Origin of the sequence: Corynebacterium hylobatis, from assembly GCF_003955685.1 — a bacterium.
In the GTDB taxonomy this organism is placed as follows: domain Bacteria; phylum Actinomycetota; class Actinomycetes; order Mycobacteriales; family Mycobacteriaceae; genus Corynebacterium; species Corynebacterium hylobatis.
This window is the reverse complement of record NZ_RXHJ01000004.1, coordinates 38,961-61,258: the sequence shown is the minus strand read 5'-3', so window position 1 is coordinate 61,258 and position 22,298 is coordinate 38,961. Positions and strand designations below refer to the sequence as shown.

The following is a 22,298-nucleotide window of genomic DNA, read 5'->3' as shown; positions in this document are numbered from 1 at the left end:
TCCGAGTGCCGTCTTACATAACTGAGAAGATCCAGATCAGCAGAGCGACAATCAACAGAATGCCGACGATGGTCCAGATTAATCCGCTTCCACGCATGTCATTTTCCTTCCGTTGTGGTTTTTCTCCAGTGTAGCGACGATCACTTCTGAGGGTAGGGGACAAGACGGTAAGCGATTGACATCGTTTGCGTAACAGGTCTTGAGTAATGCGTTGGCATCTTCAGTTCGTTTCCCCGTATGCATGATCGCCCGAGGCTAGACTGCGGTGATCAGCAGTGATGCAAGTCACGGGAAAAGGTGAGGGCCAGTGCCATTTGTGAAACCTCAGCTCTTTGAGTCGCGGGACCGGCTCGTGGAGGACGTGTTCGAGTTCTCAGGAGCGGTTGACTCCCTGGTGGAGAAGCGGGTGCCGCTGGAGGATTTTCTCGGTTCCGTCGCCGCGACGCTGGGGCGGAGGGTCGAGGCCGATGTCTTCGGGGGCCGCTTCGCCGGTTCGCCGGACGGGCAGTCCGTCCGAATCCGCCGGGAGCCCGGCGACGCTGTGCCGGACGTGGATGAGGTGGATTTTCGTCTCGACCCTCCACTGCCGGAGTGGGCGGAGCGTTTCGTCGGACAGCGGCTCGTGCACGCCGCGAAACTCCTTGTCCGCAGTGAGGTCGAGGTACGGGTCGTGGATGAAACGGGGGACCGGGTCCGGATCCTGCTCGGCACGTCAGGTAGTGCCGAGCGGCGCCGGGAGATGCTCCATCTCCTGGGCCTGGACGGTGCCCGGATGCTGACGGTGGTGGCCATCGCGGGGGTGGGGCGCAATCCGGAGGGTGCGGCGCGTCTCGCGGAGGTGCTGTCTGGTGGGGGTGCCGCACCAATGGTCCGCCTGGGGGAGCTGCTGGTCCTCATCCTGCGGCGCAGGCCCGAGCTGGACACCGGAGTTCCGGCGGGACTCTCCGTCGGTCTCGGGGAGTCGCTGCCCCCGGAGCGGGTCCGCGACTCCTGGGAGGGGGCCCGGACGGCCGTGCGCTTCTCACTGCCCAGCCCCAACCACCGTGCCCGCTACCGGATGATCGATGCGGTCGTGGTGGATATCTGCAAGGTCGGCAGCCTGCGGATCCTGGCTGATGCGGTGGACCGGCGTGGAGTGCAGGATCTCGCGGATGTCCAGGCCATCGCCCGACTGGCCGAGGAGGGGCTGCCCGATACCCTCAACGTGCTCGAGGCGGTGGCCGCCACAGAGTCGATCCGGCAGGCTGCCCAGCTGGTGCACATGCACCACAACACAGTGGCGCACCGGGTGGAGGCTGCGGAGGGGGTGCTCGGTTTCCCGCTGCGGGAGATCTACGGCCGGACCCGTCTCCTCATCGGTCTGACCCTCTATCGCCTGGACCGCAACGCCGAGAAATTCCGTCCGGGAGTCTCTGACCGGCGTCCCCGGGGCAGCGTCCTGCTGGCAACTTAGCCAATTGTCACTTTTTCCTGGCAAACATTCGCCATTTGCCCGATGACTGCACGCTCATGAGTGATTAACGTCTCCTTCAGATCAAGTAAATGACTTGAATCACATTCTGAATCGGGTCTTTCCGGCATACCGGAGGACGAGAACGAGGAGTCGGACAGACAATGGCTATTGATCAAGCAACCCAGCAGTTCCTGGCCCAGGCGCAGGCGGCCAACCCGGATGCCAGGCCGATGCACGAATCCACCCCGGAGGAGGCGCGCATCGGTGCCCTGGGCACCCTCGACCTCATCGGCCCGGGCGTCGAGATGGCCGAAGTGGAGAACCTCGAGCTGAGCAGCGGCGCGGGTCAGGAGCCCTTCCAGGTCCGTGTGCTCAAGCCCTCCGCCCAGCCCCAGGGCATCATCGTCTACCTGCACGGTGGTGGCTGGGTGGTCAGTGACATTGCCGCCTACGACACCATCGGCCGCCAGCTGGCCCAGCACACCGACCACACCGTCGTGTTGGTCAACTACCGCAAGGCACCGGAATTCGCCTATCCCGCCCCGGCCGATGACTGCTGGACCGCCCTGCAGTGGGCCGATGAGAACCGTGATCAGCTCGCCGTCACCGGTGCCCCGCTGGTCGTCGCCGGTGACAGCGCCGGCGGCAACCTGGCTGCCGCGATGACCCTGCGTGCCCGCGAGGCTGAGGGCCCGCAGATCGACTACCAGGTCCTGGTCTATCCGGTCACCGACGCCGACTTCACCCGCCCCAGCTACCTCGACCCGGAGAACCAGCTGCTGCTGACCACCGAGTCGATGGTGTGGTTCTGGAACCACTACGTCCCCGCTGAGCGCCGCACTGAGCAGGACGTCGCCCCGCTGCACGCGGAGTCCCTGGCCGGACTGCCGGAGGCCTTCGTCATCCTCGCCGAGCACGATGTGCTGCGCGATGAGGGCGAGGCCTACGCCGCCCGCCTCGCCGAGGCAGGCGTCACCGTCGAGACCGAGGTCTTCGAGGGCCAGATGCACGGCTTCCTCAACATGTTCAACATCCTGCCCTCCAGCGCCGCCGTGGTCGAGCGCATGGGCGAGAAGATCCGCCAGCAGGTAGCCAAGGAGGTCGTCCGATGAGCAGGTCAGCACATGTCGATGTTGTTGTCGTCGGTGCAGGTTTCGCAGGCATCTACGCCACGCACCTGCTGCGCGACAAGAACGGTCTGAGTGTCCAGGGTTTTGAACGCGGCTCTGATGTGGGCGGCACCTGGTTCTGGAACCGCTACCCGGGCGCGCGTTGCGACGCCGAATCCATCGTCTACTCCTACTCCTTCGACGACGACATCCAGCAGGAGTGGACCTGGTCCGAGCGTTGGGCCACCCAGCCCGAGATCCTCCGGTATGCCGGCTTTGTTGCGGATAAGCTCGGCATCCGAGAGTCCTACGCCTTCAACACCGAGGTCGCCTCCATGGTCTGGGATGAGGAGGCCGGGCTGTGGATCACCACCACCAGTGATGGGGAGACCACCACCTCCCGCTTCGTTGTCACCGCGGTGGGCTGCCTGTCAGCCTCCCAGGTCCCCGAATTCAAGGGGCTGGAGGGCTTCGCCGGCGAGGTCTACCACACCGGTTCCTGGCCGCATGAGGGCGTGGACCTGGCGGGTAAGCGGGTTGCCGTCATCGGCACCGGTTCCTCCGGCATCCAGGCCATCCCGGCCATCGCGCAGCAGGCCGCGCACGTCACGGTCCTCCAGCGCACCCCGAACTACACGGTGCCCGCCCGCAACCGCAAGCTCGGCGTCGACGAGATGTCACTGATCAAGCGCATCTACCCGGCCCTGCGGGAGAAGGTCCGGGAGACCCCGGCCGGCGTCATCGTCAAGCCCCCGGTCGGTGCGGCCCTGGAGCTGCCGCCGGAGGAGGTCCGCGCCGAGCTCGACCGCCGCTGGGAGCAGGGCGGTCCGACCTTCATGAACGCCTTCACCGACACGATGAGCGATCACGCCGCCAACCAGATCACCGCCGACTACGTCCGTGAGCGGATCCGCGAGATCGTCCAGGATCCGGAGAAGGCGGAGCTGATCTCCCCGCAGGCCTACCCGATCGGCACCAAGCGCATCTGCGTGGACACCGACTACTACGCCACCTACAACCGGGAGAATGTCGACCTGGTGGATGTGCGCAGCACCCCCATCGAGCGCATCGGCGCCCGCGGGCCGGTCGTGGGCGGGAAGGAGTATGAGGTCGATGTGCTGGTTCTGGCCACCGGCTTCGATGCAATCACCGGTCCGCTGCTGCGCCTGGGCGTCCAGGGTCGCAACGGTCTGAGCCTCAATGAGGCCTGGGCGGAGGGCGGCAAGTCCTACCTCGGCCTCGCGGTGGCGGGTTTCCCGAACCTGTTCACGGTCACCGGCCCGGGCAGCCCCTCGGTGCTGACCAACATGATCGTCTCCATCGAGCAGCACGTGGACTGGATCTCCGACATGCTGCTCGACCTGGAGAACGAGGGTATCGAGCGCATCGAGGCCTCAGCTGAGGCCCAGGAGGAGTGGATCGCGAAGGTCAACGCCATCGCGGCCCAGACCCTCTACCCGGAGACCGCCTCCTGGTACATGGGTGCCAACATTCCCGGTAAACCGCGGGTGTTCATGCCCTACGCGGGTGGACTGGACACCTACCGGGAGATCTGCCGCCAGGTCGCCGCCGCCGGGTACGAGGGTTTCCTCACCTCGGGCCAGGTCGGTGTCGAGGCCCACGAGGTGCTCGCCACGGTTCCGGCCTCCTGACCGGGCTGACCCGACGGTGAAGGGCCCCGCTCCCGGAGACAGTCCGGGGGCAGGGCCCTTGTCGCTTATCGACGCCGCGGGGCGCCTGCGGCTACGGCAGCACGAGTCCGAAAACCGGCACCGCGATGAAGTAGGTGGTCAGGGTGACCAGGAACAGCGCGATGACGTTGAGCCAGAAACCACCCTTGAGCATGTCACCGATCCGGACGTAACCGGAGGCGAAGGCGATGGCGTTCGGCGGGGTGGCCACCGGCAGCATGAAAGAGCAGGTGGCGCAGAGGACCACGGGCAGGATGAGGAGCAGGACGTTCTGCTCGCCGTATTCAGTCAGGCCCATGCCCACGGCGACGCCACCCATGATGGGCAGGAAGGTCGCTGCGGTGGCGGTGTTGGAGGTGAACTCGGTGAGCACCAGCACGAGCACGGCGATGACGAAGATGAGGATGATGGTGGGCAGTCCGCCGAAGCCGGAGGCGAGTTCACCGATCCACAGGGACAGTCCGGACTCCGTGAACATTCTCGACAGGGCCAGTCCGCCGCCGAAGAGGAGCAGGACATCCCAGGGCAGTTTATTCGCCGACTTCCAGTCCAGCAGGCGGGTGCCACCGCGGTTGACCGGGATGAGGAAGAGCAGTGCTGAGGCGGTCAGTCCGATCGCGGCATCCGCGATCTGGATATTTGCGCCGATCCAGTCAAAGATGAAGGGGAGGAAGACCCAGGACAGGGCGGCGCCGAGGAAGACTGCGCCCGTGAGCTTCTCCCCGAGAGTCATCGGGCCCATCTTGGCTAGCTCTGCGCGGATCATCTCCTTGCCACCGGGGATCTCGGTCATCTCGGGTTTGAAGACGGTGGTGAGCACGAGCCAGGCCAGGACGAGGAAGACCATGGCCAGCGGCAGGCCGACCATCATCCACTGGGCGAAACCGATCTCGATGCCGTGGGTGGAGGCCATGTACGCGGCCAGCATGGCGTTCGGCGGGGTGGAGATGATGGTGGAAACCGAGGCGATGGATGCGGAATAGGCGATCGCCAGCATCAGTCCGGAGGCGAACTTCTTCTGGTTCTTGTGGCCTCCCACAACCTCGGCGGTGAGTGCCAGGACGGAGGTGCCGATCGGCAGCATGACCACCGCGGTGGCGGTGTTGGACACCCACATCGACAACAGGGCGGTGGCCAGCATGAAACCGGCGATCATCTGCTTCGGTTTCGTGCCCACCAGCAGGATGACGTGCAGCGCGAGGCGGCGGTGCAGGTTCCACCGCTGCAGACCCAGCGCCAGGATGAATCCGCCCATGAACAGGAAGATGGTGAGGGAGGCGAAGGGGGAGGCGATTGTCTCGAAGGGGATGATCTGCGCGATCGGGAAGATGATCAGAGGTAGTAGCGCCGTGATCGCAAGTGGGATCGCCTCGGTCACCCACCAGGCGGCCATGAGGACTGCGACTGCGGCGGTCAGGCGCATGGAGGCATAGGTGTAGTTGGTGTCCTCGGTGCCGTAGGTCGCGTTGACGGAGTCAACCGCGCCTTCCGGGAAGATCGACCAGACGAGGGTGGCCAGGATGAGGCCGATGAAGATGCCGCGTATCTGGCGGTTGGCCTCCTTCCGGTTGCCCACCTCCACGACGTCGCCGGTCTTGAGGGCGGTGGGTGGTTTGTTCTCGACTGCTGTCATGGGATCGGAGTCCTCCATGGATGCGGTCCCGGACTTGAGGCATGTCATGCCTCCACACCCGGGTATGGGACAGAAAAATACGGAGAAATGTGGGATATACCACTTTCTCCGCTCTATGTCAGGGGGATCGCAATCGTGTATGGCGTGGGGTACCACTTGATAACTCTCCTCACCCCCGCCATACCCCCGTTTATTCATCTTTCCCGACCTCAAAAAGCTGCCTGGTCGGCTACTGGTGGATGCTGCTTTCATGCGGATGTTTCCCGTGAAACATCCGGGCCGGGAGGTAGGCGTTCGCCGGTATCTCCCTCGGGGTTGCTGCCGCGGATCGCGCGGGTGGGGGACTTTGGCCCATGCATCGGGGGAGTGGTAATGGTCTCCGGCCGTGCACGCCGTGCGCCAGGGTGGTTGATTCCTTGATCGGGAACTCCACCGGACCTGCCTGCGGAAGCCATTGAGCCGTTCACGCAGTTTCTCCAGGTGGTAGGGGACGGACTGAAACTCACCCAGACGGGCAAGATCCCACCGGCGCAGGTCAGCGAACTGAGTCACGCACTGGGGCTCGACCAGTGGTACATCGGCAAACTCAACCGCGAGGGCCGGGTCTACCCTGTGGCCCTGCTGCATGAGCTCTGCCGGCAGCTCGGCTTTGTCTATCTCCGTAAAGGCACGCTGCTGCCCAGTAAAGCGGGCAGGGCACTGCTCAGTGGCGCCCCCGGGAACGGAAAACTGTTCGCGGCCAAACTCCCCGTGGCAACGCGGAAGAGATTCAATGAGGACGCCGGCTGGATCACCCTGATCGTCGCCGGTTCGGGACTCCCCTTCCACGAGTGGGAGTTCTACATCGCAGAAATACTCGGTGCCATCGGCTGGGAACGCAGCACCGGGCTGGTGGTGCTCCCGCCCCTGCCCCATAACCCCACCCCGGATGTCCTGCAGATCCTGGCGAGAGGACTGCGGCGCACGGAGGAGGCCGAACCGGAGAGGGTCGTGGATCTGGCTCGCCTGGCGCGGGTGACCTGCCGGCAATGACAGAAAAGCGCGGTACGGCAGGGGCTCTTCCCTGCCGTACCGCGCTTTTATGTGTGGCGCGTCCTGAAACAGTCAGTTAGACGCAGACGGGCACCGCACGGGCGTGGCGCACCATCTCCTCCCAGTCGACGATCTTCTTGCGCTCGCGGCCCTCGGCCTCACCCAGGGCGCGCTCTTCGGCGTCGAGCTGGTACCAGCCCTGCCAGGTGGTGTAGGCGATCTCGCGCTGCTCAAGCAGGGAGATGATCGCGTCGGCGTCCTCATGGGTACGTCCTGTGAGCAGGTCGGCGGAGGCGTCGGCGACGAGCATGTCGGTGGTCTGCTTGGCATCCGACTTGGTGTTGCCGATCAGGCCGATCGGGCCACGCTTGATCCAGCCGGTGGCATAGAGGCCGGGGACCGGGGAACCCGCGGACTCCGCCAGAACGTGGCCGCCGTCGTTGGGGATGACGGCCTTCTTCTCATCAAAGGGCACGCCGGGGATCGGGTCGGATTCGTAACCGACCGCGCGGTAGATCGCCTGGACGGGCCAGTCGGTGAACTTACCGGTGCCCTTCGCTCCGCCGTTACCGTCGAGCTCGGTGCGTTCGGTGCGCAGACCGACGACCTTGCCGTCCTTCTCCAGGATCTCGACCGGGGACTCGAAGAGGTGGATCTGCAGGGTGTGCGGGGCGTCCTTGGGCTCACGGATGGCGTAGCCCTCGAGGATCTGGCAGACCAGGTCCTGGGACTTCGAGCCACGGCGGGCCTCCTCGGATGCCTCGTCGTAGTCGATGTCCTCCGGATCGACGACCACGTTGATGGTGGGGGAGTGGTCGAGTTCCTTGAGCTCCTGCGGGGTGAACTTCGCCTGGGCGGGGCCGCGGCGGCCGAAGACGTGGACCTCCTTCGCCTGGTTCTTCTTCAGGCTCTCGTAGACGTTGTCGGGGATCTCGGTGACCTTGAGCTCGTCAGCGGTCTTGGCCAGGACACGGGCGACGTCGAGGCCCACGTTGCCGACACCGATCACGGCGACCTGCTCGGCGGAGAGGTCCCAGTCGCGGTCAAAGCGCGGGTTGCCGTCGTAGAAACCGACGAAGTCGGCGGCACCGAAGGAACCCCCAGCCTCGACACCGGGGATGTTGAGGGCGCGGTCGCGCACGGCACCGGTGGCGAAGACGACTGCGTCGTAGTACTCACGCAGTTCATCGACGGTGACGTCCCTGCCCACCTCAATGTTGCCCAGCAGGCGCAGCCGCGGACGGTCGAGCACGTTGTGCAGCGACTTCACGATGCCCTTGATGCGCGGGTGGTCCGGGGCAACGCCGTAGCGGATCAGGCCGAAGGGGGCGGGCATCTGCTCGAAGAGATCCACGTAGATCTCGTGCTCCTCGTTCCGGATGAGCAGGTCGGATGCGTAGATTCCGGCGGGGCCCGCGCCGATGACTGCGACGCGCAGAGTCTGCTGGCTGGTCATGATCAAGTCCTTTCGTAGACCGGTTGGTCTGTGAAGTTAGCACTATTCTGTTTGGGTGCCAAGGGGTGGAGTGGATCTGGTGCGGTACGCCTCGGATTCTTCCTTTCCATTCATGCTGTTGGATTTAGTATAACTCGACGTCAAATGCATTAAATTCTTCTTGACCTCCGAGTCTTTGGGCGATGAATGAAAGAAACTGTTGGCATAGACCGTCTGGTACGGCAGACTGCGTTCAATGCACTTCTCGGCCCAGCGGAGAACGTGGAGTCGAGAAGTATTAATAGACAGACTGGTACAGAAACTGGAGAAGACATGACAGTGAGCACCGCCGCTCCCCGGAAGCGCCCGGCACGTGCCCGCAAGCCGGAGGGCCAGTGGAAGATCGACGGAACCGCACCGCTGAACCACGTCGAGGAGGTCAAGCAGGACGGTGATGTCCTGGCCGTCAAGCAGCGGATCATCGACATCTACTCCAAGCAGGGCTTCGATTCGATCCCGGCCGATGACATCGCCCCGCGTTTCAAGTGGCTGGGCATCTACACGCAGCGTCGCCAGGATCTGGGTACGGAACTGACCGGCCAGATCCCGGACTCCGAGATGCAGGACAAGTACTTCATGATGCGCGTGCGCTTCGACGGCGGCCTGGTCAGCCCGGAGAAGCTGCGTGCCGTCGGTGAGGTCTCCCGCGATTACGCCCGCTCCACCGCCGATTTCACTGACCGGCAGAATATCCAGCTGCACTGGCTGCGCATCGAGGACTTTCCGGCCATCTTCGAGAAGCTCGAGTCTGTCGGCCTCAACTCCGAGCTGGGCTGCGGCGACGTGCCGCGCATCATCCTCGGCTCCCCCGTGGCCGGTGTGTCCGCTGAGGAGATCATCGACGCCACCCCGGCGATCGAGGAGATCCAGCGTCGCTGGCTGCCGGATCCCGAGCTCCACAACCTGCCTCGCAAATTCAAGTCCGCCATCTCCGGACACTCGCGCCAGGACGTCACCCACGAGATCCAGGACGTCTCCTTCATCGGCTCCGTACACCCTGAGCACGGCCCCGGTTTCGAGTGCTACGTCGGCGGTGGCCTGTCCACCAACCCGATGCTCGCCCAGTCCCTGGGTGCCTGGATCCCACTGGACGAGGTCCCCGAGGTGTGGGCCGCGGTGGCCAAGGTCTACCGCGACTACGGTTACCGCCGCCTGCGCAACCGCGCCCGGCTGAAGTTCCTGGTGGCGGAGTGGGGTATTGAAAAATTCCGTGAGGTCCTCGAAACCGAGTACCTCGAGCGCAAGCTCATCGACGGCCCGCACCAGCCGATCAACCCCGGCTACCGCGACCACATCGGCATCCACCCGCAGAAGGACGGCAGGTTCTACCTCGGTGTGAAGCCGACCGTCGGACACACCACCGGTGAGCAGCTGATCGCCATCGCTGAGGTCGCCGAGAAGTTCGGCATCTCCCGCATCCGCACCACCTCGGAGAAGGAGCTGCTCTTCCTCGACGTCGAGCGCGAGAACCTCGCCTCCCTGGCTGCCGCTCTGGATGACACCGGCCTGTACTCGAAGCCGTCCGAGTGGCGCCGCAACATCATGTCCTGCACCGGCCTGGAGTTCTGCAAGCTGGCGCACACCACCACCAAATCCCGTGCCGTCGAACTCGTCGATGAGCTGGAGGAGCGCATCGGTGACATCGATGTGCCGGTCCGGATCGCCCTCAACGGCTGCCCCAACTCCTGCGCCCGCACCCAGGTGGCGGACATCGGTTTCAAGGGTCAGACCGTCACCGACGAGGACGGCAACCGTGTCGAGGGTTTCCAGGTCCACCTGGGCGGTTCGATGAACCTCAACGCCAACTTCGGCCGCAAGCTCAAGGGCCACAAGGTCCTCGCCGATGAGGTGGGCGACTACGTCACCCGCGTGGTGGAGAACTTCCGTGACCAGCGACTGGACGAGGAGACCTTCCAGGAGTGGGTCCAACGCGCCGACGAGGAGGACCTCAAGTGAGTTTCACCGAGCCGGTGCTCCGCCGTGAGCCCAACCCCAACCGCAACCACCCGCTGCACTGCCCCTGGTGCGCCGGCGAGGACCTCTTCCCCAACGAGATCGAGGACTTCGGCTGGCTCTGCCGCGACTGCACCCGTGTGTTCTCGGTCCGCTACTACGGCCAGGATGCGCCCGAACACCGCCCGGCCCCGGCGCGTTCCACCAGCCAGGCCATCAAGAACTCCCTGAAACGACACGGACATCTCCAGGAGGAGGAAAAATGAATCTGCTCAACCTGGACAACCGCTCCTACCGTGACCCGGAGCTCAGCCCCGAGGGCCCCCTGACCACCGGTGAACTGCCGGCTGAGGTGAAGGAGGAGAACGCGCGGCTCGTCGAGAAGCACGCTGACGAGCTCTACGACGCCGACGCCGCCACCATCCTCACCTGGGCCGCCACCCACGCCCCGGGCCGCATCGCGGTGACCATGAGCATGGAGAACACCGTGCTCGCGGAGCTGGCCGCCCGCCACCTGCCGGAGGCCGACCTGCTCTTCCTGGACACCGGCTACCACTTCCCGGAGACCCTGGACGTGGCCCAGCGGGTGGACGCCCGGTATCCGCAGCTGCTGGTCACCGCCGCCCCGCGGCTCAGCCGCCCGGAGCAGGACGAGACCTACGGCCCCAACCTCTACCGCGCCAACCCCGCAGCCTGCTGCCGCATGCGCAAGGTCGAGCCGCTGGCGGTGAACCTCACCCCCTACGCGGGCTGGATCACCGGCCTGCGCAGGGCCGACGGCCCCACCCGGGCCACCGCCCCGGCGCTGAGCCTGGACGCCACCGGCCGGCTGAAGATCTCCCCGATCATCACCTGGTCGTTGGAGGACACCGAGACGTTCATCGACGACAACCAGCTGATCATCCACCCCCTGACCAGGCAGGGCTACCCGTCCATCGGGTGCTCCACCTGCACCCTCCCCGTCGCCGAAGGCGAAGACCCCAGGGCCGGCCGCTGGGCCGGACAGAACAAGACAGAATGCGGGCTCCACTCATGACCACTTCCATCCAGACCACCAGACTCTCCCCCCACCTCAAGGACCTCGAGAACGAGTCCATCCACATCCTCCGCGAAGTGGCCGGACAGTTCGACAAGATCGGGCTGCTGTTCTCCGGCGGCAAGGACTCCGTCGTCGTATTCGAACTCGCCCGCCGCGCCTTCGCCCCGGCGGCCGTCCCCTTCGAACTCCTCCACGTGGACACCGGCCACAACTTCCCGGAGGTCATCGAGTTCCGCGACAACCTAGTCGAGCGCACCGGCGCCCGCCTGCGGGTGGCCAAGGTCCAGGACTGGATCGACCGCGGTGACCTCGTTGAGCGCCCCGACGGCACCCGCAATCCCCTGCAGACCGTCCCGCTGGTGGAGACCATCGCCGAGCAGGCCTACGACGCCGTCCTCGGCGGCGCACGACGCGACGAGGAGCGGGCCCGCGCCAAGGAACGCGTCTTCTCCGTGCGCGACTCCTTCGGCGGCTGGGACCCGCGCCGCCAGCGCCCCGAGCTGTGGGACCTGTACAACGGCGGCAAACTCCCGGGCGAGAACATCCGTGTCTTCCCCATCTCCAACTGGACCGAGGCGGACATCTGGGAGTACATCGGTGCCCGCGGCATCGAACTCCCGCCGATCTACTTCGCCCACGACCGTGAAGTCTTCGAACGCGGCGGCATGTGGCTGACCGCCGGTGACTGGGGTGGGCCGCGCGAGGGTGAGGAGCTGGTGACGAAGCAGGTGCGCTACCGCACCGTCGGCGACATGTCCTGCACCGGTGCCGTGCTCTCCGACGCCACCGACATCCCGGCCGTGATCGCCGAGATCTCCGCCTCCACCCTCACCGAACGTGGCGCCACCCGCGCCGATGACCGACTGTCCGAATCCGCCATGGAAGACCGCAAGAAGGAGGGCTACTTCTGATGAGCGCGCCCGCATTCACCGAGAACACATTCGCCGAGAAACTGACCACCCGCGAGACCCTGCGTCTGTGCACCGCCGGCTCCGTCGACGACGGCAAGTCCACCTTCGTCGGCCGCCTGCTGCACGACACCAAGTCGGTGCTCGCCGACACCCTCGCCTCCGTGGAGGCGACCTCCGCCGACCGCGGTTTCGACGGCCTGGACCTGTCCCTGCTGGTCGACGGCCTGCGTGCCGAGCGCGAACAGGGCATCACCATCGATGTGGCCTACCGCTACTTCGCCACCAGCGAGCGCACCTTCATCCTCGCGGACACCCCGGGCCATGTGCAGTACACCCGCAACACCGTCACCGGCATGTCGACCTCCCAGGTCGTCGTCCTGCTTGTCGACGCCCGCCACGGCGTCGTCGAGCAGACCCGCCGCCACCTCACCGTCGCCGCCCTGCTGGGCGTGCGCACCGTGATCCTCGCGGTGAACAAGATCGACCTGGTCGACTGGTCCGAGGACGTCTTCCGCGGCGTCGAGTCCGAGTTCACCGGCCTGGCCACCGAACTGGGCATCGAGGACCCGCACGTCGTGCCGATCTCCGCGCTGCGCGGCGACAACGTCGTCGAGCCCTCGGAGAACCTGCCCTGGTACCCGGGCCCGACGGTGCTGCAGCTGCTGGAGTCCGTGGAGGTGCAGCGCGGCCGCGCCCACGACCTCGGCTTCCGTCTGCCCATCCAGCACGTCATCCGTGAGCACGCCACCGACTACCGCGGCTACGCCGGGCGCATCAGTGCCGGCGTCATCCGTCCCGGCGACACCGTCCACCTGCCGCACGGTCGCACCACCCAGGTCACCCGCATCGACACCCCCGACGGTGCGACCGAGGAGGCCGTGGCCGGTGACTCCGTCGTGCTCCTGCTCGCCGACGACATCGACCTGGCCCGCGGTGATCTCATCGCCGGCGCCGACCGGCCCGCCGAGGTCCGTTCCTTCCCGGCCACCCTGGTCGGGCTGACCGAGAAGCAGCTCGTCGAAGGCGCGGCCGTGAAGCTGCGCTACGGCACCGCCCTGGTCCGCGCGCGCATCGCCGAGGTGGAGCGCGTGCTCGACCTCGACGGCCGCAGTGACCTGCTGCAGCCGGGTCAGCTCGGACTCAACGACATCGCCCACGTCCGCCTCGAGAGCGCCGCCGAACTGCCCGTTGAGCCATACGCCGCCCGCGGCGCAGTGGGCAACCTGCTGCTCATCGACCAGGCCAGCGGCAACACCCTCGCCGCCGGCTTCGTGGGCCACCGCCTGCGCCAGGAGTAGCCATGACCGCACTGATCACCCTCTCCCACGGGTCCCGCCACCCCCAGGCCGAGCCCGGCGTCCGCCGGCTCACCGCCCTGGCCGGCGAGATCGCCGGGGTGGACGCCCTCAGCGCCCACCTCGAGTTCGATGAGCCCTCGCTTGTCGACGCCGCCCGCCAGGCCGCCGCTCGCGGCCATGACACCGCCATCGTGGTGCCGCTGCTGTTCACCCACGCCTTCCACGCCAAGCACGACGCCCCGGCGGTCCTGGAGCAGGCACGGAAGGAAACCGGCATGGACCTGCGTCTGGCGGAGGGCCTGGGCACCGGGGAAGAGGTTGCGTCAGTGCTCAACATCCGGCTGCTCGCCGACGCCCCCGACGATGCCCACGTCGTGCTCTACCCCGTGGGCACCTCCGACCCGGAAGGAGTGGCCGGACTCGCAGACCTGGCCGACCTGCTGGAGCGACTCTCCGGCCGCGGCGTCAGCATCGTGCCCGCCACCGGCGGGGGCCACCCCGGCGCCGGCCTCGTGGAGGTGGCCACCCACCACGAGGCCGTGCACATTCTGCCGTTGTTCGTCACCCACGGGCTGCTGCTGGACCGCATCACCAACCTGATCTCCCGCATCCAGGACGCCACCGGTGCCCGCATCACCCATTCCGCGCCCCTGACCACCGATCTTGCCGCCCTGGTGGCCGGCCGGCTCACGCAAAGGACCGCCTCATGAGGACGCTCATACTCATCGCATTCGCGGGGCTCGCCGCCCAGCTTGTCGACGGCGGCCTGGGCATGGGCTTCGGGGTCACCTCCACCACCATCCTCATCCTGCTCGCGGGTCTCGGTCCCGCCCAGGCCTCCGCGGTGGTCCACACCGCCGAGGTGGGCACCACCCTGGTCTCCGGCATCAGCCACTGGAAATTCGGCAACGTCGACTGGGGTGTGGTCCTGCGTCTCGGTGTGCCGGGTGCCGTCGGTGCCTTCGCCGGCGCGACCTTCCTGTCGAACCTCTCGATGGAGGCCGCGGCACCGGTCACCGCTCTGATCCTGGCGCTGATCGGCATGAACCTGGTGTGGCGCTTCAGCCGCGGCCGGGTGCAGCGTACCTACAGCGGTCGCCCCCACTCCAGTGGTTTCCTCGGCGGGCTGGGCCTGGTCGGTGGCTTCGTCGACGCCTCCGGTGGCGGCGGCTGGGGACCGGTGACCACCTCCACCCTGCTCTCCCTGGGACGCACCCAGCCCCGCAAGGTGGTCGGCACCGTCAACACCGCCGAGTTCCTGGTCTCGGTCGCCGCGACCCTCGGCTTCGTCGTCGGCCTGTGGGACGACCTCGTGGCCAACCTCGCCGCCGTGCTGGCGCTGCTGATCGGTGGTGCGATCGCCGCACCGATCGGTGCCTGGATGATCTCCCGGGTCAACGCCACCGTCCTCGGCGGCCTGGTGGGCACCCTCATCGTCACCCTCAACCTGCCGAAGGTGCTCGAGGCTGCCGGCCTGGAGGACTTCAACTTCGGTCTCCTCCAGCTGGTGATCGTCATTGTCGGCATCGGACTGACCTGGCTGGGTTTCCGCCGCTACCGTGCGAACCTGGCGGCCCTGCCGCCCGTGGAGACCACCGACGAACAGTCCGCCCCGCAGACGGAGAAGGCACGCGTGTCCTGATCCGGTTGGACAAATGAAGTGAGGCCGTCGGCCCCGGAACCTGATGGTTCCGGGGCCGACGGTTTTTGTCTGGACGGGGAGGGCGCGCAACATCTGACCGGTCCGGGTGATGCCGACGCGCAACGTCGCTGTTCACCGGTTCAGGCGTGGCGAGATGTTTCGTCCCTGATGCTCGTTGACGCCGCTTGTCCAGGGCTAGAAGGAACCGTCGATGTCGCTGACCACGACGACCTTCTGGTTGATGAACTCCTTGATACCCAGATCGATGAGCTCGTGGCCGTAGCCGGAGTTCTTCACGCCACCGAAGGGGATGTCCGCCTTCACGCCGGTGGGCTGGTTGATGTAGACCATGCCGGTGTCGATGCGGCGGGCAACCTTCTTGGCACGGTCGATGTCCTCGGAGAAGACCGAACCACCGAGACCGAAGGGGCTGTCATTGGCGATGTCCACAGCCTCGTCCTCGTCCTTCGCGCGGTAGAGCTGTGTGACGGGACCGAAGAACTCGGTGTGCGCGGTCTTCGAACCGGCCGGGATGTCGGTGAGCAGCGTCGGCCGGAAGAAGGCGCCCTGCTCGGGGACCTCAGCGCCGATCGTCTCGACGGTGACGCCCTCCCCCCGGGCCATCTCCACCTGGGCGGCCAGGTCATCGGCGGCCTGCTGGGAGGACAGGGGTGCCAGGGTGGTCTCCGGGTCCATGGGGTCACCGGCGACGAGCTTCTCCACATGTCCGCGGTAGGCCTCCATGAACTCATCGGCGACAGAATCCACCACGATCAGGCGCTTGGAGGACACACAGACCTGGCCGGCATTCCAGTGGCGGCCGAATGCTGCCCAGCGGGCGGCCTTCTCGATGTCCGCGTCCTCGAGGACGATGAAGGCATCAGCACCGCCGAGCTCCAGGGTGGACTTCTTCAGGTTCTTCGCCGCGGTGGCGGCGACGACGGAACCGGCGCGCTCGGAACCGGTCAGCGCGACACCCTTAATGCGCGGGTCGGCGAGGATCCGGTCGGTGGCGTCGTGGTTGGCGAAGATGTTGGTCAGCAGGCCCTCTGGTGCGCCGGCGTCCCTGTAGAGCTTCTCCATGGCCAGGGCCGACTGGGGGACGTTCGCGGCGTGCTTGAGCACGATGGTGTTGCCGGCCATCAGCTGCGGCGCCGAGATGCGGATGACCTGGTAGAAGGGGAAGTTCCACGGTTCGATGGCGTAGAGGACACCCAACGGCTCATTGACCAGGGCTACATCGGTGTCGCCGAAGCCCTCCGCCGGCAGGTAACGCGGCGTCAGGTGGGTGGGGCCGAACTTGGCGTAGTACTCGAGGATCTTCGCGGAGAGTTCGACCTCGGCCTCGGCCTCGCCGATGAGCTTGCCCATCTCCAGGGTGAGGATCTCGGCATAACTGCGGGAGTTGGCGCGCAGTTCGTCCGCGGCGCGCTTCAGGAGTGCGGCGCGCTCCGTCACCGGCTCGTTACGCCAGTTGAGGAATGCCTCCTGGGCACCGGCGATGGCCGCCTCGATCTGTTCCTCGGTGGCGTCCTCGAAAGTCTTGAGAACTTCTCCGGTGTAGGGGTTGAGGGTCTGATAAGCCATAGTAATTGCCCTTTCCTAATAAAGTCTCCAATTTGAAAGACAAGTACTATCATAACATATGTTGACGGGTCACCAATGTGGGTCTGTGTTTCCACTCGGCCCGGTAAAGTGCCCGGATGGACGGGAGACACGAAAAAACCGCTGATGTTCCCATCAGCGGTTTTCAGAGGGCAAGACTTAATTGACCTGCAGTTTATCCCGGAGGAAGTCGACGGTGGTCTCGTGGATCTCGGTCCAGCGGGGGATCGCCCCGGACATGTTGTAGACGCCGTGGATCAGGCCGGGCAGACGTACCTTCTCCACGGACACTCCCGCAGCTGACAGCTGGTCGGCGTAGTTCTCCGCCTCATCCCGCAGGACCTCGTACTCGACGCTGAGCACCAGGGCCGGCGGCAGGCCTGCCAGATTGCCCCGGGAGGGGGTGGCGCGCGGGTCCTCCACCTCCTCGGGGGAGTTGAGGTACTGCCCCCAGAAATAATCCATGTCAGCGGTGCTGATCACGTAGCCTTCGGCGAATTCGCGCTTGGACTCGGTATCGGCGTTGGCGTCAATGGCCGGGTAGATCAGCGCCTGTGCGGCCAGCTCCGGGCCGCCCTCATCGCGGGCCCGCTGTGCGGCCACCGCGGCCAGGTTGCCACCCGCGCTGTCGCCCATCACGGCGATGCGTGCCGGGTCACCGCCGTATTCGCTGATGTGTTCCGCAGTCCAACGCAGTGCGGCAAAGGTGTCGTCGGTGGCTGCGGGGAATTTATGCTCGGGAGCCAGCAGGTAGCTGGCGGCGACCACGATTGCGCCCGTGTCATTGGCCAGGGCCCGGTTGGACTCCTCGGCGACGTCGAGGCTGCCCGCCACAAACCCGCCGCCGTAGTAGTAGACGACCACGGGGAGCGGGGTTGCCCCCTGGTTCTCCGGGATGAAGATCCGCAGGTGCTGCTCACCGCCGGGACCGTCGATAATCTTGTCGACCACCCGCGCCACCTCCCGGGCGGGCTTCTGCAGGCCGGTGAAGGAGGCCACCACTGCCCGGCCTTCCGCCACGGAGATCTCCCCGAAGGGTTTCTGGCCCTGCTCCGCAAGTCCGTTGATGAGGGTCTGGACGGCACTGTCCACTGTCATGGGTTGTTTCCTTTCAGCTGGTGCCGGCTGAGCCGGCGTTCCGGACGGGGTGGAGGGGTCAGAGCTGGGCCAGTTCCACGGCCGGGGAGAGTTCAAAGCCGCGGTAGCCTTCGGCCACCACCTCATCGCAGATTGCGCGGTAGGTCGGTGCGCCGCCCACGTAGACCAGGCAGCGGCGTGGCTTGCCCGGGATGTTGGAGCCCATGAACCAGGAGTTCGCCTCGGGCAGCAGGGATTCCGCGGCCTTCTCGTTGGCGTGATCCACCCAGGCCTTCTCTGCCTCGGCGTCGGCCTCGATGATGGCCAGATCGTGCTCGTTCAGGTGGGCGATGGCCGCGGTGGCGAAGTCCACGTGGTCCTCGATGGCCAGCGGCATGTTGTAGAGCACCGAGGGGCTCTGCGGGCCGGTGATGAGGAAGAGGTTGGGGAAGCCGTTGACGGTGATGCCCAGGTAGGTTTCCGGTCCATCGGCCCACTTGTCCTGCAGACGCTCGCCGTTTCTGCCCACGATGCCCATCGCCATCAGGGGACCGGTCATGGCGTCGAAGCCGGTGGCCAGGACCAGGACGTCGAATTCGTACTCGTCGGTGGTGGTGTTCAGTCCGGTGGCGGTGACCCGCTCGATGGGGTTGGACTTGACGTCCACCAGCTCCACGTTGTCCTGGTTGAAGGCTTCGAAGTAGCCGTTCTCGAAGGCGGGGCGCTTGGCGGCGTAGGGGTGGTCGGTGGGACTGAGCAGCTCGGCGACTGCCGGGTCCACCACGCGCTCCTGGATCTTCCCGCGGATGTAATCGGCGGCGGTGTCGTTGGATGCCTTGCTGTGGTAAATGTCCGCGAACGTCGACAGGAACATGCGGAAGCCACCCTGGGCGTAGCGCTTGTCGTAGACCTCCTTGCGCTTTTCTGCGCTGACCTCGATGGCGGAAGGCAGCGGGGCCTCGAGGGGGACGCCCTGGACGTGGTTGCGGGCCTCCTTCCGGAGTTCCGCGTAGCGGGCCTTCTGGTCGGCGTAGAGCTCCGGATCGATCGGACCGTTGCCGATCGGGGTGGCGAAGTTCGGGGTGCGCTGGAAGACGGTTAGGTGGCCGGCCTGTTTGGCGATCTCGGTGATCGCCTGGATACCGGAGGAGCCGGTGCCGATGACACCGACGCGCTTGCCGGTGAAATCGACCGGCTCCTGCGGCCAGTTGCCGATGACACCGACGCGCTTGCCGGTGAAATCGACCGGCTCCTGCGGCCAGTTGCCGGTGACGTAGACGTCGCCCTGGAAATCCTTCACGCCGGGGAAGTCCGGCTCCTTGGGGACGGAGAGGTTGCCGGCGCCGGAGATGACGTAGCGGGCGGTGGTGGTCTTTCCGTCGTCGGTGCCCACGCGCCAGAAGGAGTTCTCCTCGTCCCACACCATGGAGGTCACCCGGGTGTTGAACTGGATGTTGCGGCGCAGGTCGAAGCGGTCGGCGACGTGGTTGAGGTAGTCCAGGATCTCGGGCTGGCCGGCGTAGCGCTCGGGCCAGTTCCATTCCTGCTGCAGCTCCTCGGAGAAGGAGTAGGAGTAGTGGATGCTCTCGATGTCGCAGCGGGCGCCGGGGTAGCGGTTCCAGAACCAGGTGCCGCCGACGCCGGAGGCCGCCTCGAAGGCCGTGACGTCCAGGCCCATCTGGTCGCGCAGCTTGTGCACGGAGTAGAGGCCGGCGAATCCGGCGCCGATGACGATCACATCGTGGGTCTGAGAGTGGGACATGTGCTGCTCCTGACGGGCTGAAGGGGTGTGTCTGGAGCAATACGATATGGTCCGGTGTGATTGAAGTCATGGGTGGAATCACCCTAAACGCCACCCGATCCCTCCCTGGTCCCTATGGCCTGGATGTATGCGGAGGTACCCGGGTAGCTGCGGATGCGCGCACGGGGACTGCCGGTGATGGTCCTCGTCCGGGATACGGGTGGGCGCTAACGTTGGGTGGATCTCCGGGGCTGTCCCCGTAGCGCCGCCGACAGGAAGGAAGGCGAACTGTGTCCGGAAATTCTGGTGCTCCCAGCAGGGGTTCCACCCTCGGGAAAATCTCGACGACGAGTTTCATCGGCAGACGCCGGGAGCTCGCCGAGATCAGGGCGGTCCTGGCGGATACCCGACTGGTCACTCTCACGGGACCCGGGGGAGTGGGCAAGACCCGCCTGGCGCTGGAGATCGCCGAGCGCTCCAGGAGGAGCTTCCGCGACGGGGTCTGGTTGGTCGAACTCGACAGTCTGCGTACCGGTGACCGGGTCGCCCCGGCGGTGGCGACGGCCCTGCGGGTGCCCGACCAGTCAAACCGGGTGGCCCTGGAACGCGTGGTGGATTATCTCCGGGACAGGGAGGTCCTGCTGGTCCTGGACAATTGTGAGCATGTGCTCCAGGAGGCCGCCGAGCTGGTGGACCGTCTGCTGGCGGCGGCACCGGGGGTGCGGATCCTGGCCACGAGCCGGGAGCCGCTGCACATCGTCGCCGAATCGGTCCGCGTCGTGGCGCCTCTGTCGACGCCGTCGTCGGACAGCGGGGGCGTGGGCATTGAGGGTTCTGAGGCGGTGATACTGCTGGTGGACCGGGCGCGCCAGCTAGTACCGGATTTTTCGGTGACTCCGGAGAACAGGGAGTCCGTGGCGCAGTTGTGTATCCGCCTGGATGGAATTCCGCTGGCGATCGAGTTGGCGGCCACGCGACTGCGGTCGCTGACCCCGGGCCAGTTGCTGGACCGGCTGGACCAGCGTTTTCAGTTGCTCAGCCGCGGCGACCGGACCACCCTGCCACGCCAGCAGACCCTGCAGGCCCTGATCGACTGGAGTTATGAGCTGTGTTCCGAGGCTGAACAACTGTTGTGGCGCCGGTTGTCGGTATTCCCGGATGCCCTGGATCTTGACGCTGCGGAGGCGGTCTGCGGCTTCGGGGAACTGGACATGTTCGAGGTCTTCGATCTGATGGATCAACTGGTGTCCAAGTCCCTCCTGCAGACGGAGCGGACGGGGGAGGGGATCCGCTACCGCCAGCTGATGACGGTCCGCGAATACGGGAGCCAGTTGCTCACCGATGCTGCGGAGCGGGATGAACTGCACCGCCGGCACCGGGATCATTATCTGGCGCGTGTCGAGGCAAGGCTTGCGGCCTGGAATGGTCCGGACCAGGCGGAGTCCCTCGCGGCCACGCGCGCGGAGAGACCGAACCTGCTGGCCGGACTCAGGTGGTCGCTGGATACCCCGGGTGAGCAGGATGTGGCTGCCCGGATCGCCGTTGCCCTGCGTTACCACTGGATAGCGGGTGGGTTCCTCAGTGACGGCCGGGGCTGGCTGGAGCGGATCCTCCGCCACCCGGAGCTGTCTGCGCATGCGCGGGGATCCGCCTCCTGGGTGGCCGGGTGGGTGGCCCTGATCCAGGGCGACCACCAGGATGCGGCCGATCATCTTGAGGTGTCGCTGTCCATCGCGCGTTCGTTGCCGGATCCGGAGATGGAGGTCTTCGCGCAGCACTGGCAGGCCCAGCACCGTGTGTTCACCGGGGATCTGGTGGCAGCCACGGAGCAGTTCCGGAAGGTCATCGCTGAGCATGAGGGCCATGGCCGGACCGTCCCGCAGCTCACGGCGATGTTCCAGCTGGTGATGGCGCAGATCTTCGGGGGTGAGCCTGAGGAGGGGCTGCGGATCAGTAGCGCGGCGATGGCGATCGCGGAGCGTCACGGGGAGCAGCGGAATCAGTCGTACCTGTGGTGGATCTCCGGGGTCTGCCACTGGCGGCTGGGTGATTATCCCGCGGCGACGGAGGCGGCCACCCGTGCCCTGGGGATCCAGCAGAATTTCCAGGACGGTATCTGCACGGCGATGAGCGTCGAGCTGCTGTCGTGGATCGCGGTCTCGGCCGGTGACTTCGAGAGGGGAAGGGAGCTTGCCGACGCCGCCAGCGCCGTCTGGCAGGAGCTGGGGACGAGCATCCAGGCCTTCGGCCCGCACATCGCCGCGGTTTCAGAGGCCTCTGCCGCCGAGATCCGGGCAGCTCTCGGGGAGCGTTCACCGGAGGGGGTGGAGCAGGGGGCGCGTGACAGCAAGACCGAGGCGATCGCGGTGGCCCTGGGCAGGAGGGCACCGCAGGCCGAGCCCGCGGGCGCGGTGGGGGACAACCCGCTGAGCGGCCGCGAGAGGGAGGTGGTGGAACTGGTTTCCCAGGGGCTGACCAACCGTCAGATAGCCGGCAAGCTGGTGCTCTCCCCGCGCACCATTGAGGGGCATGTTGAACGGATCCTCAACAAGCTCGGATTCAACTCCCGCACCCAGGTTGCCACCTGGGTGGAGAGCCTGCGCCAGGCGGGCTGAACGC

At 66.1% G+C, this 22,298-nt stretch carries 17 protein-coding genes; 12 read left to right on the top strand and 5 right to left on the bottom strand.

All coding sequences use genetic code 11. From position 1 onward, the window contains the following. The first annotated feature begins 307 nt into the window (after window positions 1-307). The 3 genes from EAH68_RS03535 (at window position 308) to EAH68_RS03525 (ending at window position 4,214) form a co-directional block, all read left to right on the top strand. Window positions 308-1,453: a helix-turn-helix domain-containing protein gene (locus EAH68_RS03535; RefSeq protein ID WP_126119950.1), complete on the top strand. Its 1,146-nt coding sequence runs from the start codon at window positions 308-310 to the stop codon at window positions 1,451-1,453. 161 nt (window positions 1,454-1,614) lie between these two features. After that, the gene (locus tag EAH68_RS03530) at window positions 1,615-2,565 is read left to right on the top strand and encodes an alpha/beta hydrolase (RefSeq protein ID WP_126119949.1); all 951 of its coding nucleotides are present in this window, start codon (window positions 1,615-1,617) and stop codon (window positions 2,563-2,565) included. After that, window positions 2,562-4,214, top strand: coding sequence for a flavin-containing monooxygenase (locus EAH68_RS03525; RefSeq protein WP_126119948.1), 1,653 nt, complete (start codon window positions 2,562-2,564; stop codon window positions 4,212-4,214). Before EAH68_RS03530 ends, EAH68_RS03525 begins: the two co-directional genes overlap by 4 nt. Window positions 4,215-4,305: 91 nt before the next feature. Here the strand turns inward: EAH68_RS03525 and EAH68_RS03520 are convergent, their stop codons facing one another. Beyond that, window positions 4,306-5,886 carry an SLC13 family permease gene (locus tag EAH68_RS03520; protein WP_126119947.1) on the bottom strand — a complete coding sequence of 527 codons (1,581 nt, stop codon included), beginning with the start codon at window positions 5,884-5,886 and terminating at the stop codon, window positions 4,306-4,308. Between the two features lie 480 nt (window positions 5,887-6,366). Between EAH68_RS03520 and EAH68_RS03515 the strand changes: the two genes are divergently transcribed. Further along, on the top strand, window positions 6,367-6,918 hold the full coding sequence (locus EAH68_RS03515) for a hypothetical protein (protein ID WP_126119946.1): 552 nt from the start codon (window positions 6,367-6,369) through the stop codon (window positions 6,916-6,918). Between the two features lie 76 nt (window positions 6,919-6,994). Here EAH68_RS03515 and EAH68_RS03510 read toward each other — a convergent pair whose 3' ends face one another. After that, complete coding sequence (locus EAH68_RS03510) at window positions 6,995-8,374, bottom strand: FAD-dependent oxidoreductase (RefSeq protein ID WP_126119945.1); 1,380 nt, start codon at window positions 8,372-8,374, stop codon at window positions 6,995-6,997. Window positions 8,375-8,686: 312 nt separating this feature from the next. Between EAH68_RS03510 and EAH68_RS03505 the strand changes: the two genes are divergently transcribed. Genes EAH68_RS03505 through EAH68_RS03475 form a run of 7 tightly spaced genes read left to right on the top strand, consistent with a single transcriptional unit; the run spans window position 8,687 to window position 15,256 of the window. Further along, a complete protein-coding gene (locus tag EAH68_RS03505; protein WP_126119944.1) occupies window positions 8,687-10,369 on the top strand; it encodes a nitrite/sulfite reductase in 1,683 nt (560 codons plus the stop codon). After that, complete coding sequence (locus tag EAH68_RS03500) at window positions 10,366-10,632, top strand: hypothetical protein (protein ID WP_241228272.1); 267 nt, start codon at window positions 10,366-10,368, stop codon at window positions 10,630-10,632. Before EAH68_RS03505 ends, EAH68_RS03500 begins: the two co-directional genes overlap by 4 nt. Further along, window positions 10,629-11,402: a phosphoadenylyl-sulfate reductase gene (locus tag EAH68_RS03495; RefSeq protein ID WP_164546384.1), complete on the top strand. Its 774-nt coding sequence runs from the start codon at window positions 10,629-10,631 to the stop codon at window positions 11,400-11,402. Before EAH68_RS03500 ends, EAH68_RS03495 begins: the two co-directional genes overlap by 4 nt. Then, window positions 11,399-12,316: a sulfate adenylyltransferase subunit CysD gene (gene cysD / locus EAH68_RS03490; RefSeq protein WP_126119943.1), complete on the top strand. Its 918-nt coding sequence runs from the start codon at window positions 11,399-11,401 to the stop codon at window positions 12,314-12,316. Before EAH68_RS03495 ends, cysD begins: the two co-directional genes overlap by 4 nt. Further along, window positions 12,316-13,614, top strand: a complete 1,299-nt coding sequence (locus EAH68_RS03485; RefSeq protein ID WP_126119942.1) for a sulfate adenylyltransferase subunit 1 — start codon at window positions 12,316-12,318, stop codon at window positions 13,612-13,614. The genes cysD and EAH68_RS03485 overlap by 1 nt, the downstream gene beginning before the upstream one ends. A 2-nt stretch (window positions 13,615-13,616) precedes the next feature. Further along, a complete protein-coding gene (locus EAH68_RS03480) occupies window positions 13,617-14,324 on the top strand; it encodes a sirohydrochlorin chelatase (protein WP_126119941.1) in 708 nt (235 codons plus the stop codon). Then, window positions 14,321-15,256 carry a sulfite exporter TauE/SafE family protein gene (locus tag EAH68_RS03475; RefSeq protein WP_126119940.1) on the top strand — a complete coding sequence of 312 codons (936 nt, stop codon included), beginning with the start codon at window positions 14,321-14,323 and terminating at the stop codon, window positions 15,254-15,256. The genes EAH68_RS03480 and EAH68_RS03475 overlap by 4 nt, the downstream gene beginning before the upstream one ends. 195 nt (window positions 15,257-15,451) lie before the next feature. On the opposite strand, the gene EAH68_RS03470 is transcribed toward EAH68_RS03475, so the two are convergent. The 3 genes from EAH68_RS03470 to EAH68_RS03460 form a co-directional block, all read right to left on the bottom strand. Continuing rightward, window positions 15,452-16,843, bottom strand: a complete 1,392-nt coding sequence (locus EAH68_RS03470; RefSeq protein ID WP_126119939.1) for an NAD-dependent succinate-semialdehyde dehydrogenase — start codon at window positions 16,841-16,843, stop codon at window positions 15,452-15,454. Window positions 16,844-17,020: 177 nt separating this feature from the next. After that, entirely contained in the window at window positions 17,021-17,959 is a 939-nt protein-coding gene (locus EAH68_RS03465; RefSeq protein WP_126119938.1) for an alpha/beta hydrolase, read from the bottom strand. Window positions 17,960-18,017: 58 nt separating this feature from the next. Then, window positions 18,018-19,700 (bottom strand): flavin-containing monooxygenase, encoded by a 1,683-nt coding sequence (locus EAH68_RS03460; RefSeq protein ID WP_126119937.1) that lies wholly within the window; start codon window positions 19,698-19,700, stop codon window positions 18,018-18,020. Window positions 19,701-19,969: 269 nt separating this feature from the next. On the opposite strand from EAH68_RS03460, the gene EAH68_RS03455 reads away from it, so the two are divergent. Beyond that, window positions 19,970-22,294 carry an ATP-binding protein gene (locus EAH68_RS03455; protein WP_241228271.1) on the top strand — a complete coding sequence of 775 codons (2,325 nt, stop codon included), beginning with the start codon at window positions 19,970-19,972 and terminating at the stop codon, window positions 22,292-22,294. The last annotated feature ends 4 nt before the right edge of the window (window positions 22,295-22,298 follow it).